Origin of the sequence: Hydrogenophaga aromaticivorans (genome assembly GCF_013387465.1) — a bacterium.
GTDB lineage: Bacteria > Pseudomonadota > Gammaproteobacteria > Burkholderiales > Burkholderiaceae_C > Hydrogenophaga > Hydrogenophaga aromaticivorans.
In genome coordinates this window covers 128,890-145,205 of sequence record NZ_VYGV01000027.1, presented here as the reverse complement: position 1 = coordinate 145,205, position 16,316 = coordinate 128,890, and the positions used below count along the sequence as shown (strand labels likewise).

The 16,316-nt window shown below is 63.7% G+C and carries 13 protein-coding genes and 1 other RNA gene; 7 read left to right on the top strand and 7 right to left on the bottom strand.

Going from position 1 to position 16,316, the window contains the following annotated elements; genetic code table 11:
• Window positions 1-71: 71 nt before the first annotated feature.
• From rpsA to gyrA, 6 genes are all read right to left on the bottom strand, one after another.
• The gene (gene rpsA / locus F3K02_RS25210) at window positions 72-1,754 is read right to left on the bottom strand and encodes a 30S ribosomal protein S1 (RefSeq protein WP_177139176.1); all 1,683 of its coding nucleotides are present in this window, start codon (window positions 1,752-1,754) and stop codon (window positions 72-74) included.
• Window positions 1,755-1,936: 182 nt separating this feature from the next.
• A complete protein-coding gene (locus tag F3K02_RS25205) occupies window positions 1,937-4,036 on the bottom strand; it encodes a bifunctional 3-phosphoshikimate 1-carboxyvinyltransferase/cytidylate kinase (protein WP_177139175.1) in 2,100 nt (699 codons plus the stop codon).
• 52 nt (window positions 4,037-4,088) lie between these two features.
• Window positions 4,089-4,967, bottom strand: coding sequence for a prephenate dehydrogenase (locus tag F3K02_RS25200; RefSeq protein WP_177139174.1), 879 nt, complete (start codon window positions 4,965-4,967; stop codon window positions 4,089-4,091).
• Window positions 4,968-5,017: 50 nt separating this feature from the next.
• Window positions 5,018-6,115 (bottom strand): prephenate dehydratase, encoded by a 1,098-nt coding sequence (gene pheA, locus F3K02_RS25195; RefSeq protein WP_177139173.1) that lies wholly within the window; start codon window positions 6,113-6,115, stop codon window positions 5,018-5,020.
• A gap of 17 nt (window positions 6,116-6,132) precedes the next feature.
• On the bottom strand, window positions 6,133-7,239 hold the full coding sequence (gene serC / locus F3K02_RS25190) for a 3-phosphoserine/phosphohydroxythreonine transaminase (RefSeq protein WP_177139172.1): 1,107 nt from the start codon (window positions 7,237-7,239) through the stop codon (window positions 6,133-6,135).
• Entirely contained in the window at window positions 7,239-9,878 is a 2,640-nt protein-coding gene (gyrA, locus tag F3K02_RS25185) for a DNA gyrase subunit A (protein ID WP_177139171.1), read from the bottom strand. The genes serC and gyrA overlap by 1 nt, the downstream gene beginning before the upstream one ends.
• Before the next feature lie 261 nt (window positions 9,879-10,139).
• Here gyrA and ompA point away from each other — a divergent pair, with 261 nt between their 5' ends.
• The 7 genes from ompA (at window position 10,140) to F3K02_RS25150 (ending at window position 15,286) form a co-directional block, all read left to right on the top strand.
• Complete coding sequence (ompA, locus tag F3K02_RS25180; protein WP_177139170.1) at window positions 10,140-10,799, top strand: outer membrane protein OmpA; 660 nt, start codon at window positions 10,140-10,142, stop codon at window positions 10,797-10,799.
• Window positions 10,800-10,832: 33 nt separating this feature from the next.
• A complete protein-coding gene (locus F3K02_RS25175; RefSeq protein ID WP_218179581.1) occupies window positions 10,833-11,414 on the top strand; it encodes a hypothetical protein in 582 nt (193 codons plus the stop codon).
• A gap of 18 nt (window positions 11,415-11,432) precedes the next feature.
• The gene (locus F3K02_RS25170) at window positions 11,433-12,647 is read left to right on the top strand and encodes a hypothetical protein (protein WP_177139166.1); all 1,215 of its coding nucleotides are present in this window, start codon (window positions 11,433-11,435) and stop codon (window positions 12,645-12,647) included.
• A 21-nt stretch (window positions 12,648-12,668) separates the two neighbouring features.
• Window positions 12,669-13,373: a bifunctional 2-polyprenyl-6-hydroxyphenol methylase/3-demethylubiquinol 3-O-methyltransferase UbiG gene (gene ubiG / locus F3K02_RS25165; protein ID WP_177139164.1), complete on the top strand. Its 705-nt coding sequence runs from the start codon at window positions 12,669-12,671 to the stop codon at window positions 13,371-13,373.
• A complete protein-coding gene (locus tag F3K02_RS25160) occupies window positions 13,370-14,044 on the top strand; it encodes an HAD-IA family hydrolase (RefSeq protein ID WP_177139162.1) in 675 nt (224 codons plus the stop codon). Before ubiG ends, F3K02_RS25160 begins: the two co-directional genes overlap by 4 nt.
• A 13-nt stretch (window positions 14,045-14,057) precedes the next feature.
• Window positions 14,058-14,446, top strand: a transfer-messenger RNA (tmRNA) gene (ssrA, locus tag F3K02_RS25155).
• A 90-nt stretch (window positions 14,447-14,536) separates the two neighbouring features.
• Complete coding sequence (locus tag F3K02_RS25150) at window positions 14,537-15,286, top strand: 16S rRNA pseudouridine(516) synthase (protein WP_177139229.1); 750 nt, start codon at window positions 14,537-14,539, stop codon at window positions 15,284-15,286.
• Between the two features lie 9 nt (window positions 15,287-15,295).
• Here the strand turns inward: F3K02_RS25150 and F3K02_RS25145 are convergent, their stop codons facing one another.
• Window positions 15,296-16,027, bottom strand: coding sequence for a DUF2726 domain-containing protein (locus F3K02_RS25145; RefSeq protein ID WP_177139160.1), 732 nt, complete (start codon window positions 16,025-16,027; stop codon window positions 15,296-15,298).
• Window positions 16,028-16,316 lie beyond the last annotated feature (289 nt).

Below are 16,316 nucleotides of genomic sequence, written 5' to 3'. Positions count from 1 at the left end.
GAAAGGGCTTGGTCAGGCTGACGGGCTGGCCCGGGCAGGTGCTGTGACGCACCCGCCCGGATTCAGTCGGCTCAGTTGTTGTTGTCGAGCTTGGCGCGAAGCAGGGCGCCAAGGCTGGTGGTACCGGCGTTTTCGCGGGCCGATTGCTGGCTCAGGGACTGCATGGCTTCGTTCTGGTCCGCCATGTCCTTGGCCTTGATCGACAGCTGGATGTTGCGGGTCTTGCGATCCACGTTCATCACCACGGTGGTCACTTCGTCGCCTTCTTTCAGCACGTTGCGCGCGTCTTCCACGCGGTCACGGCTGATTTCGGAGGCGCGCAGGTAACCCAGCACGTCTTCGCCCAGATCGATCTCGGCGCCCTTGGCGTCAACCGTCTTGACCTTGCCGGTCACCACGGAACCCTTGTCGTTCACCGACACGAAGGTGGTGAACGGGTCGCCGTCGAGCTGCTTGATGCCCAGGGAGATGCGCTCGCGCTCCACGTCGATGGCCAGCACGATGGCTTCGACTTCCTGGCCCTTCTTGAAGTTGCGCACGGCGGCTTCGCCCGTTTCGTTCCAGGACAGGTCGGACAGGTGCACCAGGCCGTCGATGCCGGCAGCCAGGCCGACGAACACGCCGAAGTCGGTGATCGACTTGATCGGGCCCTTGACGCGGTCGCCGCGCTTGGTCTGTTCGGCAAACTCGTGCCAGGGGTTGGCGCGGCACTGCTTCATGCCCAGGGAGATGCGGCGCTTGTCTTCGTCGATGTCGAGCACCATGACTTCGACTTCGTCGCCCAGCGACACCAGCTTGGACGGGGCCACGTTCTTGTTGGTCCAGTCCATTTCGGAGACGTGCACCAGACCTTCGATGCCCGGCTCCAGCTCAACGAACGCGCCGTAGTCGGCGATGTTGGTGATCTTGCCGAACATGCGCGTGCCTTGCGGGTAGCGGCGGCCAACGCCCATCCAGGGATCGTCGCCCATCTGCTTCAGACCCAGGGAAACGCGGTGCTTCTCGGTGTCGAATTTCAGGATCTTGGCGGTGATTTCCTGACCAGCCGTCACCACTTCGCTCGGGTGACGGACGCGGCGCCAGGCCATGTCGGTGATGTGCAGCAGGCCGTCGATACCGCCCAGGTCCACGAATGCACCGTATTCGGTGATGTTCTTGACCACGCCGTTGACGATGGCGCCTTCCTTCAGCGTGTCCATCAGCTTGGCGCGCTCTTCGCCCATGGAGGCTTCCACCACGGCGCGGCGGCTCAGCACCACGTTGTTGCGCTTGCGGTCGAGCTTGATGACCTTGAATTCCAGCGTCTTGTTTTCGTAAGGCGTCAGGTCCTTGGTCGGACGGCTGTCGACCAGCGAACCGGGCAGGAAGGCGCTGATACCGTTGACCATGACCTTGAGGCCGCCCTTGACCTTGCTGGAGGTCGTGCCGGTGACGAATTCGCCCGACTCGAGCGCTTTTTCCAGCGACATCCACGAAGCCAGGCGCTTGGCCTTGTCGCGCGACAGCAGGGTGTCGCCGAAGCCGTTTTCCACGGAGTCGATGGCCACCGACACGAAGTCGCCCACCTGGACTTCGAGTTCGCCCAGATCGTTCTTGAATTCGGCGAGCGGAACGTAGGCTTCGGACTTGAGGCCAGCGTTGACCACCACGTGGCTGTGTTCGATGCGAACGACTTCAGCGGTGATGACTTCGCCCGAGCGCATTTCAGCGCGTTTCAGGGACTCTTCGAACAGGGCGGCAAAAGATTCAGACATTGAATTTCCTAGAGCCACTCAGCGTCGGCGCAGCAACCACGATGAGGTGGCTGGAACGGGTAACGACGGTTGGGCGGCGTTGACATTGCGGTGCGTGGCACCGCGGGGTTAAGTGAAAGAACCGTCGGGCCTGCGGGCTGAGAACGCCCGGCTGTGCCGTCTGGGCCATCAAGGCGGTGTTTTCAGGTTTCCGAAAACACCGTTTTGCCTTGCCACCAGTTCAGGACTTGCTGTACCGATTGCTCGATACCCAGTTCGGAGTTGTCCAGCAACAAAGCATCTTCAGCGGGCTTGAGCGGCGCGTGGGCACGGGACGAGTCCCGGTGATCGCGCATTTTCAGGTCTGCCAAGAGACTGTCGATATTAGCAGCAATTCCCTTTGAAATCAACTGCTTATGCCGCCGTTGTGCGCGCTGCTCGGCGCTGGCGGTGAGATACACCTTCAGCGGTGCATCCGGAAAGATCACCGTGCCCATGTCGCGCCCGTCGGCCACCAGACCGGGCAGGCGCCTGAAGCTCAACTGCAGCGCATGCAGAGCAGACCGCACGGCCAGGTGCTGCGACACCCGAGAGGCCATGCCGCCGGTGGATTCCAGGCGCAGGGGGTCGGTGATGTCGCGGCCACCCAGAAACACCTTGTGATCGCGGAAGGCCAGCGGCAATTGTGCGGCCAGGCGGGCCAGGCCGGGTTCGTCGTCCAGATCAACACCCGCGTCCTGCGCCGCCAATGCGGTGGCGCGGTACAACGCGCCGGAGTCGAGCAACTGGTAGCCCAGCCGCTGAGCCACTTCCGACGCCAGCGTGCCCTTGCCCGAAGCGGTGGGTCCGTCGATGCAGATCACGGGGATGGCCTGGGCCGGGGTTTGACAAACCTCGAACAGGGTCTCGAAGTAGTCCGGGAAGGTCTTGGCCACGCACTTCGGGTCTTCGATGCGCACCGGCAGGCCGGCCGGGTTGAACGCCGCCAGCGAGAAGCACATGGCGACGCGGTGGTCGTCGTAGGTATGTATGGAACCGGTTGTCCAGCTGCTGGGCGGCGTGATGCGGATGAAGTCGGCCCCTTCCTCCACCAGCGCGCCGAACTTGCGGCATTCGGTTGCCATGGCAGCGATGCGGTCGGTCTCCTTCACGCGCCAGCTCGCGATGTTGCGCAGCGTGGAGGGGCCATCGGCGAAAAGCGCCATCACGGCCAGGGTCATGGCCGCATCGGGGATGTGGTTGCAGTCGAGATCGATGGCCTTGAGGGGCCAGGCGCCGCGGCGGATGTGCAGGCGGTTGGCTTCGCCGGAGATGTCTGCACCCATGAGGCGGGCGGCTTCGACGAAGCGGATGTCTCCCTGGATGGAGGACAGACCCACGCCTTCGATGGTGATGCCATCGCTGCCGGGTGTTGGCGATGCCAGTGCACCCAGGGCGATGAAATAACTGGCCGACGATGCATCGCCTTCAACCGGAATGCGCCCGGGTGAGGTGTAGCGGCAGCCGGCAGGGATGGTGAAGCGTTGCCAGCCATCGCGCCGTACCGACACACTGAAGCGTTCGAGCAGGTTGAGCGTGATCTCGATGTAGGGGCGCGAGATCAGCTCGCCCACCACCTCGATCACGATGTCCCGTCCCGTCGCCGGGCCGCCCCAAGACGGGACAGTCCCCTCGGGGGGCTGCGAAGATACGCCAGTGCCGAGCGTGGGGGCACGGTTCGTGGCGACCAGGGGCAGCGCCAGCAGCAGGGCGGTGAGAAACTGGCTGGACACGTCGCCGCGCACGCGGATCGGCTGGTCGAGCGCCAGCGTCTGAGGGGTTCCGTTGCCCAGCCGAAGCGGTGGGTAGCCATCCTGGCCCAGACAGTCCACGGGGCAGCCAAGCTGGCGCAGCGCATCCACGAGGTCGCCAATGGGGCGCTCGTGCATGCGGGCGATGCCGCTGAGTTCAAACGCACCGCCGTGCACGCTGGCCAGCAGCGCCAGCGCGGCGGTCAGCGGGCGCATGGCCGTGCCTGCGTTGCCCAGAAAAAGTTGCGCCTGCTTCACGGGCAGCGCACCACCGAGCCCATGCACCCGCAGGGCGCCATCGGCCTGGGGTTCGATGCGGCAGCCGAGCTGGGCCAGTGCGGCCAGCATCACCCGGGTGTCGTCCGAATCCAGCAGATCGGCGATGTCGGTGTACCCGACACTCAGGGCCGCGAGCAGCAGCACTCGGTTGGAGATGCTCTTGGAGCCGGGCAGGCGCACGGTCCCGCCTGCGCTGTGCAAGGGGGGGACGTCAAGGTGGTCGATGGCGTACATGATCGAAGTGGGCGAACGGCGGGCACCGCCGATCGTGATCGGCGAAACGCGCTCAGTTTTGCGGTTTGATGGCGTTCATGCGCCAGTGTGCGCGCGAGCTGCTGGCCTGTTCAATCAGCGATTCAAGGGCATCCGGGTTGCCGGCACTGATGGCGTTTTCAAAGGCGTGCAAGGCGCGCTGGAAATGCCGGGACTGGGCGATCAACTCCTCGCGATTGGAGCTGAGGATGTCGCGCCAGACGCTCGGATCACTCGCGGCAATGCGGGTGAAATCACGGAAACCCGGTCCGGCCAGCGACAGGAACTGTTTCGCCTGGGCCTGGCCGTTGATCGCGTTCATGAGCGCAAACGCGATCAGGTGTGGCAGGTGGCTGACCGCCGCGTACGCTGCGTCGTGGGCTTCGGGTGACATCTGTTGAACGTGGCAGCCCAGCGCCGTCCAGACCTGCTGGGCCTTGGTGATCTGTGCCGTCAAGGTGCGTTCGATCGGCGTCAGGATGACCTGGCGCCCGGTGTAGAGATCGGCGTCTGCATGCTCCACGCCCGAGAGCTCCTTGCCCGCGATCGGGTGCGCGGGCACGAACACGCCGACCTGGTCTTTCAGCACGCGGCGCGCGGCGTCGATCACCTCGCGCTTGGTGGAGCCGACGTCCATGACGAGGGTGTTGTTGTTCAACAGGTGCCGAATGGCCTTGAAGGTCGCTTCCGTGGCCGATACGGGCACGGCCAGCAGCACGAGGTCCGCACCAGACACGGCCAGCAGGGCGGACGGCGCTTCCACGTCGATCACGCCCATCTGGCGCGCGCGCTCGGTGGTGGATGGTGACTTGCTGTAGCCCACGACGCGTTTGACGAGACCGGCCTTCTTGAGGGCGAGGGCAAAAGACCCACCCATCAGGCCGCAACCGATCAGCCCGAGTTGTTCAAACATGCAGACCCCTGGAGAACCCCATTGAACCCATTGGAACGAGGTGATGCATCTTATTCACTGACCGGGTAGGCACCCAGCACCTTGTAAAACGCGCAGAGGCCTTTGAGCTCCTCCAGCGCCGCCGCCACATGGGGCTGCGAGGGATGGCCTGCGATGTCGATGTAGAAGTAGTACTCCCACTGGCCAGATTTGGCCGGACGGGATTCAAAGCGCGTCATGGACACGCCGTTGTTCTTCAGCGGTACCAGCAGGTCGTGCACCGCACCGGGCCGGTTCGGCACCGACACCACGAGGCTGGTGCAATCCTTGCCCGATGCGGGCGGCATGGCCAGGGTCTGGGGCAGGCTGATGATTGCAAAGCGTGTGCGGTTGTAGGCCTCGTCCTGGATCGCGTGGGCCACGATGTGCAGGCCGAACTGGGCCGCGGCGCGCTCGCTCGCCAGGCCGGCCCAGGCCGGGTTGGTGGCGGCCAGGCGGGCGCCTTCGGCGTTGCTGGACACTGCGCGGCGCTCGGCGTTGGGCAGGTGCTGGCTGAGCCAGTTCTGGCACTGGGCCAGGGCCTGGGGGTGGGCCATCACCACCTCGATGCCGTCCAGTTCGTTCAGCTGGCGCAACAGGTTGTGGCGCACCAGCAGACTCACCTCGCCGACCACGTGCACCGGCGAGCGCAAGAACAGATCGAGCGAGCGGGCGACCACGCCCTCGGTGGAGTTTTCCATGCCGACCACGCCGTACTGCGCTGTGCCGGCCGCCGTGGCGTGGAACACCTCGTCGAAGTTGGCGCAATAGATCAGGTTGGCGGCGCTGCCGAAGAACTCGATGGCGGCCTGTTCACAGAAAGTGCCCTGAGGACCCAGTACGGCCACGCGCTGCGGTGCTTCCAGCGCCAGGCAGGCCGACATGATCTCGCGCCAGATCGACGCTACGTGCTGGTTCAGCAAGGGTCCCTGGTTGGCCGCCTGGATCTTTTCGATCACCTGGGCAACGCGATCCGGGCGGAAGAAAGGTGAGCCCTCGGCGCGCTTGATTTCACCCACCTGCTCGGCAACTTTGGCGCGCTGGTTCAGCAGCGACAGCAGTTGCTGGTCCAGCGAGTCGATCTGGATCCGCAGGGCGCCCAGTGCTTCGGACTGTGTGGGTTGTTTCATTGTGGGGTCGGCCGGTTTCAAGCCAGTTTTTGTTCGAAGTCGCGCATGTAGGCGACCAAGGCCTGCACGCCTTCCAGCGGCATGGCGTTGTAGAGACTGGCGCGCATGCCACCGACCGACTTGTGGCCCTTGAGCTGCAACAGGCCCGCGGCCTTGGCGCCGGCGAGGAAGGCCTCGTTGCGCGACTCATCGCGCAGGAAGAAAGGCACGTTCATGCGCGAGCGGCAGTCCGTTGCAACCTTGTTCACATAGAACGAAGACTGATCGATGAAGCCGTAGAGCAGCTCGGCCTTGGCCATGTTGCGGTGCTCCATGGCCGCTATCCCCCGCAGGTTGCCCTCGCTCTGGCGCTTAAGCCACTGGAAAGTGAGTCCCGCCATGTAGATGCCATAGGTGGGCGGCGTGTTGTACATCGAACCGTTGTCGGCCACGGTCTTGTAGTCGAAGGCGCTCGGGCAGATCGACAGCGCGTGTCCGAGCAGGTCTTCCCGCACGACCACCAGGGTGACGCCCGCCGGGCCAAGGTTCTTCTGGGCGCCGCCAAAAGCCAGCCCGACGCGGCGCCAGTCCACGGTGCGCGAGGCCACATGGGACGAGAAGTCGATCACCAGCGGTGCGTTGCTGCCAAGTGCCTTCAGGTCGGGCAGTTCGTGCAGTTCAACGCCATGGATGGTTTCGTTGCTGCACAGGTGCACGTATTGCGCATCGGGGCTGAGCTGCCAGCTGCCCGGTGCGGGCAGGCGGGTGTGACAGTCGGCCTCGTTGCTGGCCGCCAGGTGGGGATCGCAGAATTTTCGGGCTTCTTTAAACGACTTCTGGCTCCAGCTGCCCGTGACCACGAAGTCCACCACGCCGCCGCGCGACAGGTTCAGCGGCACGATGGCGTTTTCGCCCAGACCGCCACCCTGCATGAACAGGATGCGAAAGTTCGGTGGCACCGCCAACAGCTCACGCAAGTCGGCTTCGGCCGTCTCGATGATGGACATGAACTCCTTGCCGCGATGGCTCATCTCCATCACGCTCATGCCACTGCCGTGCCAGTCCAGCATCTCGGCCGCTGCCTGCTGCAGCACTTCCACCGGCATCGCGGCCGGACCCGCGGAAAAGTTGTACGGGCGCTGCATCACGGCTGCTCGTCCGTGCTGTCAGCCTCGCTGTCGTCCGCCAGCTCGGGCACATTGGCGTCGTTCTCCACGATGCGTTGCAAGCCGGAAAGCTCGGCGCCTTCGTCCAGCGCGATCAGGGTCACGCCCTGCGTGGCCCGGCCCATCTCGCGGATCTCCGAAACACGGGTGCGCACCAGAACGCCCTTGTCGGTGATCAGCATGATCTCGTCGTCGGTGTGGACCAGGGTGGCGGCCACGACCTTGCCGTTGCGCTCGCTCTGCTGGATCGCGATCATGCCCTTGGTGCCACGGCCATGGCGGGTGTACTCGCCAATCGGCGTGCGTTTGCCATAGCCGTTGATGGTGGCGGTGAGCACGCTCTGCAGTTCGTCTTCGGCCACCAGCATGGCGATCACGCTCTGGCTTTCTTCGATCATCATGCCGCGAACACCGCGCGCATTGCGGCCCATGGGGCGCACGTCGTTCTCGTCAAAACGGACCGCCTTGCCGCCGTCGGAGAACAGCATCACGTCGTGCTGTCCATCGGTCAGCGCGGCGCCGATCAGGAAGTCGCCCTCGTCCAGGTCCACGGCGATGATGCCGGCCTTGCGCGGGTTGCTGAACTCGTCCAGCGCGGTTTTCTTGACCGTGCCCATCGACGTGGCCATGAACACATAGCGGTCCTGCGGGAAGCTGCGCATCTCGCCGGTCAGCGGCAGCACGACGTTGATCTTCTCGCCTTCTTGCAGCGGGAACATGTTGACGATCGGGCGGCCACGCGAACCGCGCGAACCGGCTGGCACTTCCCAGACCTTGAGCCAGTAGAGGCGGCCCCGGTTGGAGAAGCACAGGATGTAGTCGTGCGTGTTGGCGATGAACAGCTGGTCGATCCAGTCGTCTTCCTTGGTGGCGGTGGCCTGCTTGCCGCGACCACCGCGCTTCTGCGCACGGTACTCGCTCAAAGGCTGGCTCTTGATGTAGCCGCTGTGCGAGAGCGTGACCACCATGTCGGTCGGCGTGATCAGGTCTTCGGTGCTCAGATCCTGGGCACTGTGTTCGATCTCGCTGCGGCGCGCACCGAGCTTGGTCTGACCAAACTCGGTTTTCACTTCGGTGAGTTCTTCGCCAATGATGGTGGACACGCGTTCGGGCTTGGCCAGGATGTCGAGCAGGTCGTCAATGACGCCCATGACTTCCTTGTACTCGGCCACGATCTTGTCCTGCTCCAGACCGGTCAGGCGCTGCAGGCGCATCTGCAGGATCTCTTGTGCCTGCGTCTCAGACAGGCGGTACAAGCCATCACCGCCCATGCCGAACTCGCGCTCCAGGCCTTCCGGGCGGTAATCGTCGGCGTTGATCACGCCGCCGTCCAGGCGCGAGCGGGTCAGCATTTCGCGCACCAGTTGGCTGTCCCAGCTGCGGGTCATCAGCTCGGCCTTGGCCACGGGCGGGGTGGGGCTCTCGCGGATGATCTTGATGAATTCGTCGATGTTGGCCAGCGCCACAGCCAGGCCTTCGAGCACGTGACCGCGCTCGCGCGCCTTGCGCAGGTTGAACACGGTGCGGCGTGTCACCACTTCGCGGCGGTGTTCCAGGAACACCTGGATCAGGTCCTTGAGGTTGCACAGGCGCGGCTGACCATCGATCAGGGCCACCATGTTGATGCCGAAGGTGTCCTGCAGCTGCGTCTGCTTGTACAGGTTGTTGAGCACCACCTCGGGCACTTCGCCGCGCTTGAGTTCGATCACCAGGCGCATGCCCGATTTGTCCGACTCGTCCTGGATGTGGCTGATGCCTTCGATCTTCTTCTCATGCACCAGCTCGGCAATGCGCTCCTGCAGCGTTTTCTTGTTCACCTGGTAGGGCAGCTCGTCCACGATGATGGACTGGCGCTGACCCTTGTCGATGTCCTCGAAATGGCACTTGGCGCGCATCACCACGCGGCCGCGACCGGTGCGGTATCCGTCTTTCACGCCCGTCATGCCGTAGATGATGCCGGCGGTGGGGAAGTCGGGCGCCGGGATGATTTCCATCAGTTCGTCGATGGTGGCTTCGGGCTGCTTCAGCAGGTGCAGACAGGCGTCGACCACCTCGTTGAGGTTGTGGGGCGGGATGTTGGTCGCCATGCCCACCGCAATGCCCGAAGAGCCGTTGACCAGCAGGTTGGGCAGGCGCGAGGGCAACACCAGCGGCTCTTTTTCCGAGCCGTCGTAGTTGGGTCCGAAGTTGACGGTTTCCTTGTCGATGTCGGCCAGCATCTCGTGGGCGATCTTCGACAGGCGGATTTCCGTGTAACGCATGGCAGCCGCGTTGTCGCCGTCGACCGAGCCGAAGTTGCCCTGACCGTCCACCAGCATGTGGCGCAACGAGAAGTCCTGCGCCATGCGAACGATGGTGTCGTACACCGCGGAGTCGCCGTGCGGGTGGTACTTACCGATCACGTCACCGACGATACGGGCCGACTTCTTGTAGGGCCGGTTCCAGTCGTTGTTCAGCTCGTGCATGGCAAACAGCACACGCCGGTGTACGGGTTTGAGACCATCGCGCGCATCGGGCAGTGCACGACCCACGATCACGCTCATCGCGTAATCCAGGTAGCTGCGCCGCATTTCCTCTTCTAGGCTGATGGGCAGGGTCTCTTTGGCGAACTGTGTCATGAGCGAAAGCGTAGGGTGCGTGAAGGGCCGGAAGGCAACCCGTCATTTTAGGGCTATGGCCGGGGAGGCTTCTGTAGGGCTTATGTTGTGTGTCGGCAACGGATGGGCGGTGCGCAGAAAGTGGTTACATCCAGCTTTCAAGGCCCTGACGTCCGCGTCAAACGCTTGTGGCACAATAAAATCAGCGTATTGAGTGGTGGTCACTTCAAACGTTATTGTTGATATTTGGCCCGTCCGCGGCTCACACCAAGAGGAAAAACCATGAAAAAACTGAACAAAGTGGCAATGCTGTTCGCAACCGCCGCCATGGCTTCGGCTGTATTTGCCGCGCCCTCCAGCGGTACTGCAACCAATGACAACTGGCGCAACAACCATGGCGACCTGCAGTGGAAGAACGGCGACGGCACCCTGTGCTGGCGCGATGCCTTCTGGACCCCGGCTACCGCCGCCAAGGGTTGCGACGGCGCCATCGTTCCCGCACCCGCACCGGCCCCGGCACCTGTCGCCGCTGCACCGGCTCCTGCACCTGCCCCGGCTCCCGCTCCCGCTCCCGCTCCCGCCGCCACCAAGGTGACCTACGCAGCCGATGCCTTCTTCGACTTCGACAAGGCTGTGGTCAAGCCTGAAGGCAAGGCCAAGCTGGACGATCTGGCCAGCAAGGTCGGCGGCATCAACCTGGAAGTGGTGATTGCCGTGGGTCACACCGACTCGACCGGCCCCGCCGGCTACAACCAGGCCCTGTCGGTTCGCCGTGCTGAAGCCGTCAAGGCCTATCTGGTGAGCAAGGGCATTGAAAGCAACCGCATCTACACCGAAGGCAAGGGCCTGACCCAGCCAGTGGCCGACAACGCCACCCGCGAAGGCCGCGCCAAGAACCGTCGCGTGGAAGTTGAAGTGGTTGGTACCCGTTCGGGCAGCTAAGCACCGCTTACGGCGCTCCTGACGCCAAGCCCCATGCGTGAAAGCGCATGGGGCTTTTTCATGCCTACAGGTCCTATGCTCCGTTCACTCAGACTGCTGTGTGTCTTCTTCCTGAGCATTTGCGCCTGGCCCGCAAATGCTCAAGATGGGCTGCCTGAGGTGTCCTGGCGTGCTGTGCGCGCGATGACCGCAGAGGAGCATGCCTGTTTTGTGGGCACCCCGACCGATGCGAGCAAGCCTGTGGTCGTTATCCTGTTGTCTCCACGCATGGTCAACAGCCTGCTGGAATGGGCGCGCATGAGACAGACCGCCGAAGCTCTAGGCTATCGCGTGCAGAGCTGGAAGGACCCCCGGGTCCCCGAAGCCGAATGGCGAGCGGCGCTGGCGTCTCCAGCCGCCAGGACGACCGATCCGGACGCGTTGCTCGCCATGCCGGCCCAATGCGATTCGCTCTGGCGCGGTATGAACCACTCGCCCATGAGCTTGGTGTTGTTGGGATCGCATCTCCATCCCTGGCCCGTCTGGGGTGTGATGCCCGAAGAGGCTTGGTCTGAAGCGCTCCGGTTCCGGTTGCTCGCGCTGAGGCGTGCGCTGGTTCGGTCCTCTTTCCAATGAGCGCATAAAAGCATACCGATGATGTTCAAACCCGCCTATCTGGTTTTTGCTGGCGCAGCCTGCTCGCTGCCGGGGTTTGACGTCCTGTCGCAGCCCGCGCAAACTGCGCGAGACGCGTCCTGCATCGACGCTGTCAGCTACCTTCCGCTTGATCCAGCTCAGGTGGGGCGCGACAGCCAGGGTGTGGCGGCGCTGGGGACCTACGAGCGCGTCAGCCCTGACGGGCGCTTTGTCTTGCGCTCGTTTTCGGGGGCGCAACTGGGCCAGGTGGCCCTGATCGAACTGCCCGCAAAACCCGGCGGCGGCATGACGGTACGCAGGACCCCGCTCAGCAATGAGGCCTTCCCCGTGCAGGGCAGTTGGCGCTATCTGGTCGATGTGGATGGCAGCCACTACCGTTTCTCGGACATCGTGCACCAGCCGCAGATGGCTCGGCCCCTGTTCAAAGGGGGCATGAAGGGCTTTTATGCCGCGGCCTCCGAGCTGAACGGCGCCCGGGGCCCTGACCCTTCACTGGTCTGGATTCGCTCCATGAGCTGGCCCCAGGGAAGCCGGGCAGGGCAGGGCACCGGTCCGCTGCAGGTGCGAACGTTGGGCTTGCGCGAAAGCGCCCGAGGGGTCGAGATCGTTCACGATTCCGGCGCCCAATTCATCTGCCGTTCTCGCGAAGTCACCGACGGCAATGTCTACACCTTGCCCATGCTGTCGGTCGATGGTCTGGCGTTTTCTGCCATCCCGATCAACCCCCGCCAGGGGATGCCCAGCATGCGCGTCTATGGCTTGGCTCAGGGCGCGCTGGATCCGGAGCATCCCTGCGACTTGCGGTGGGACCTGCAGGCCACGCCGGGCAAGGCCGTTTTTGGCTTCACCACCGACCAGCCCGCCTTGCTCACCTACACCGACAACGCGTCGGTCTATTTCGTCGACCCACGACCCGCGCTCAAAGGACAGGTGTTTCGCATCGAGGATTGGCGCACCCAGGTGCTGGCCAGTGCCTTCCCCGGCTTGACCCGCGATGGGCGGATTGTGTTTGGCGCCACCTGGAAAGATTGCCTACCCGATGGCGTGTGCACCGAGCAGGCCGGCTACGTGGTTGCCGATCCCTACCAGAATCCCGACTACCGCCAGCAGTTGAAGGGCCTCGGTCTGCAAGCGGCAAAAACCTGCATATCGCCCGCCGATGTCCTGCGCGAGCGACAGCACTTCGCCACACAGCACGGACTTGCACCCTGAAGGCGTGTGAAAATCCAAACCATGAATCCCGTCAATGCCGATCCGGCCGAGCTGGCCAAATTTTCCGATCTTGCCCACCGCTGGTGGGACCCCGAGAGCGAGTTCCGACCGCTGCACCAGATCAACCCGTTAAGACTGGCGTGGATCGACGAACTCGCCAGCCTGTCGGGCAAACACGTGCTCGACGTGGGTTGCGGCGGCGGCATCCTGTCCGACTCCATGGCCCGCAAAGGCGCTCAGGTCACGGGCATCGATCTTTCCACCAAAGCGCTCCGGGTGGCCCAGTTGCATGCGCTGGAGGCCAGCACGGCCGGCGTCAGCTACCGGGAAGTCAGCGCCGAAGCGCTGGCCGAGGAACAGCCGGCTTCTTTTGATGTGGTGACCTGCATGGAAATGCTGGAACACGTGCCCGATCCGGCTTCGGTGGTGCGTGCTTGCGCCACACTGGTCAAGCCCGGTGGCTGGGTGTTTTTCTCCACCATCAACCGCAACCCCAAGTCGTTTCTGTTTGCCATCGTGGGCGCGGAGTACCTGCTGCAGATGCTGCCCAAAGGCACGCACGAATACGCCAAGATGATCCGTCCCAGCGAACTGGCGGGCTATTGCCGCGCTGCAAACCTCGATCTGGCCCAGACCCGCGGCATGGAATACAACCCACTCACCAAGCGCTACTGGTTGAGTCAGGACACCAGCGTGAACTACCTGCTGGCCACGCGCAAAGCATGAAGCTTCCGTCCTTTGCCGTGAAGGCGGTGTTGTTCGATCTGGACGGCACGCTGGTGGACAGTGCACCCGACCTGGCGCTGGCTGTCGAGCGCATGCGTGCGGCCCGGCAGCTGCCTGCCTTGTCTCTGGAGGGCTACCGGCCCCATGCCAGCTCTGGCGCGCGCGGCATGATCCAGGTGGCTTTCGGGGTTCCTCCTACCGATCCCGCCTATGAAGCCCTCAAGCGCGAGTTTTTGTCGCGTTACGAGCAGTGCCTGCTGCAGCACACCCGGTGTTTCGACGGGGTTGACGAGTTGGTTGACACGCTGGCACAAGGGCAGATGCCCTGGGGCATCGTCACCAACAAGGCCCAGCGCCTCACCGATCCGGTGCTGGCGGGCCTGCCGACTTTGTTGGGAGCGGGTGCGGTGGTGTGCGGAGACACCACGCCCTGGCCCAAGCCCCACCCCGAGCCCCTGCGTGAGGCCGCGCGTCGCCTCGGCGTGAGCCCGGGCGCCTGCATCTACGTGGGGGATGACGAACGTGACATCGTGGCCGGGCGCGAGGCGGGCATGTTCACCGTGGCCGCGCGCTATGGTTACCTGGGCGTTGGCGGTGAAACGGGGCATTGGGGGGCCGATGCGGAAGTTCTTTCTCCACTGCAGGTCTTGAAATTGCTCCAACTGCCTTAAACTTGGTGACTCAGGGGCTGCACTGGTTTCGACGTGGGTTCGGACACGCAGCAGGGCATGTCGAGGTTCTGTCACCTCGTAAAACCGCAGAAAAAAACTAACTGCAAACGACGAACGTTTCGCACTCGCCGCTTAATTGCCGGTGAGCTTTGCAACAGCAGGCCTATGGGCTGGGCAAGGGTTCAGACGGCGCAAGCCGCGAGAGTCCAGGCTGCAAAGATAATTCAATAGGCTGGCTGGGCGTCGGGTAACTTGGCGCACAGCGAGATTCAAGGTTGCTGGCGTTCTGTATAGCGTGCCGCTGCGCGATACAGGAAGCGAGACTCAAATCAGATGGCTACACATGTAGAACTGCGCGAAGAAGGCTTGCGGACGGGGGTTCAATTCCCCCCAGCTCCACCACCTCATCAGAATCAGCCACCTGGCCTAGCGGTCCGGTGGCTTTTTCTTTTTCCGGCGGTACGGATTGGCTGTGCCGAATGATCCACCATGATGCAGTTGCAGGACATTCTTTTTTCCCAGGGTTTTGGCACGCGCCGCGTTTGTTGCGGCCTGGTGCAACAGGGTCTGGTCCAGCTGGGCGAGCAACGGCAGGTCTGCGACGACCCGGCCGAAGTGCTGGATGAGCAGGGATTGGTTTTTTGGGTGCAGGGCGAACGCTGGGAATACCACGCGCTGGCCTATCTGCTGCTTCACAAGCCGGCGGGAACGGAGTGCTCGCAGAAGCCCAGCACCTACCCCAGCATCTACACCCTGTTGCCTGGCCCCTTGCGCACGCGCGGTGGAGGTGCCGCCGCGGGCGTGCAAGCGGTGGGGCGCCTGGATCACGACACCACCGGCTTGCTGCTGCTGTCGGACGACGGCAAGTTCATTCACCGTCTGACTTCACCGCGGCACCATGTGCCCAAGGTGTACGAGGCACAGCTCAAACATCCGATCACACCGGATCAGGTGGCGCGCTTGCTGGCGGGCGTGGTGCTGGATGACGATCCCCGGCCGGTGAAGGCGGCGGCGTGCCGCGCCGTGGGCGAACACCATTTGCAGCTCACGCTGACCGAGGGCAAATACCACCAGGTCAAGCGCATGGTGGCCGCTGTGGGCAATCGGGTGGAGGGTTTGCACCGGTCGGCGATCGGCGGATTGCAGCTCACCGACGCACTGGCTCCGGGCCAATGGCGCTGGCTCAGCGGCGAAGAGGTTGCGGCCCTGACGCTGAAGGTGCCCGCTTCGAAGCCGGCCTGAGCGCGGCGCTCAGAGCAGTTCGCCCTTGCGGCTGTCGAGCGGGACGAGGAACGAGTTGTCCTGCCACTGTGATCCTAGGTCGCTGACCCGGGAGTCGTCTGTGGTGCTGCTGGGCCAGGTGGACAGCGGGCTGAAATCGCTCTGGCGGTTGCTGCGCTGGCGGGTCAGCGCCGAACGGAGGTTGTTTTGCGCGGCGATCATGGCGCGCTCTTCCTGCTCGCGTTCGCGCATGGACTGGGCGGTGGGCGTTTCGCCCAAGAATTCGGCCCGGATCTCTGAAACCGTGGGCAAGGCGCTGGAGCGAACCACCCAGTAAGGCAGGCCACACTGGGTGAGCAGCGAGTGTTTGAGCAGGCGCGTGCTGCGTGGCAAGGCGTTGCGGCCTGGCACATCCAGGCAGCCCACCACACGCCCATCGGACTTGCAGACGGTGAACGTGCAGTACACGCCGCCGAGCAGCTTGTACCAGTCCATGCCTTTCTCCTTGTCCCGCGGCAAGGTAAAGCGCGTGACCGGCAACTTGATCATGATGTGGTGGTCGTAGAACGCACGAGCCAACCAATGCCAGACGCGTGCCTCTTCGCTGTTGGCGATGGCTCGGGCGCTCAGGGGCCAGTGCTTGGGGATGCGCCGACGCGCCTTGGCCTGCCTGGCTTCCCAATAGCGGTGCAGCACGGCGCCCAGTACCAGCAGAGCGGGCACCAGCACGGCCAGCAGCCATGGGTTGTTCCAGGAGGTCATGGTGAAGAAGGGCTCGAATCAGAAACGTTGGAATGGTGTGTCAAATGTATATTTTTGATACAGAGAGAGCCACTTTTGTGGTGATATCACACGGGTTTACCGTGAATTCCTTGCGGTTTGCTTGGGCCTTGTGGGGGGCTGCAGGTTGAATCGTGGTTCGGAACTTTGGTGGGGCGCCATTTGGGCGTCCATCTGGCGCTCCGGGGCTTCGCTCACGACCACCGCGCTGGGCTCGCCGGTGACAGGTGACTGGGTGTTGCCTTGCCAGATGGCCAGGGCAGTCCCGAAC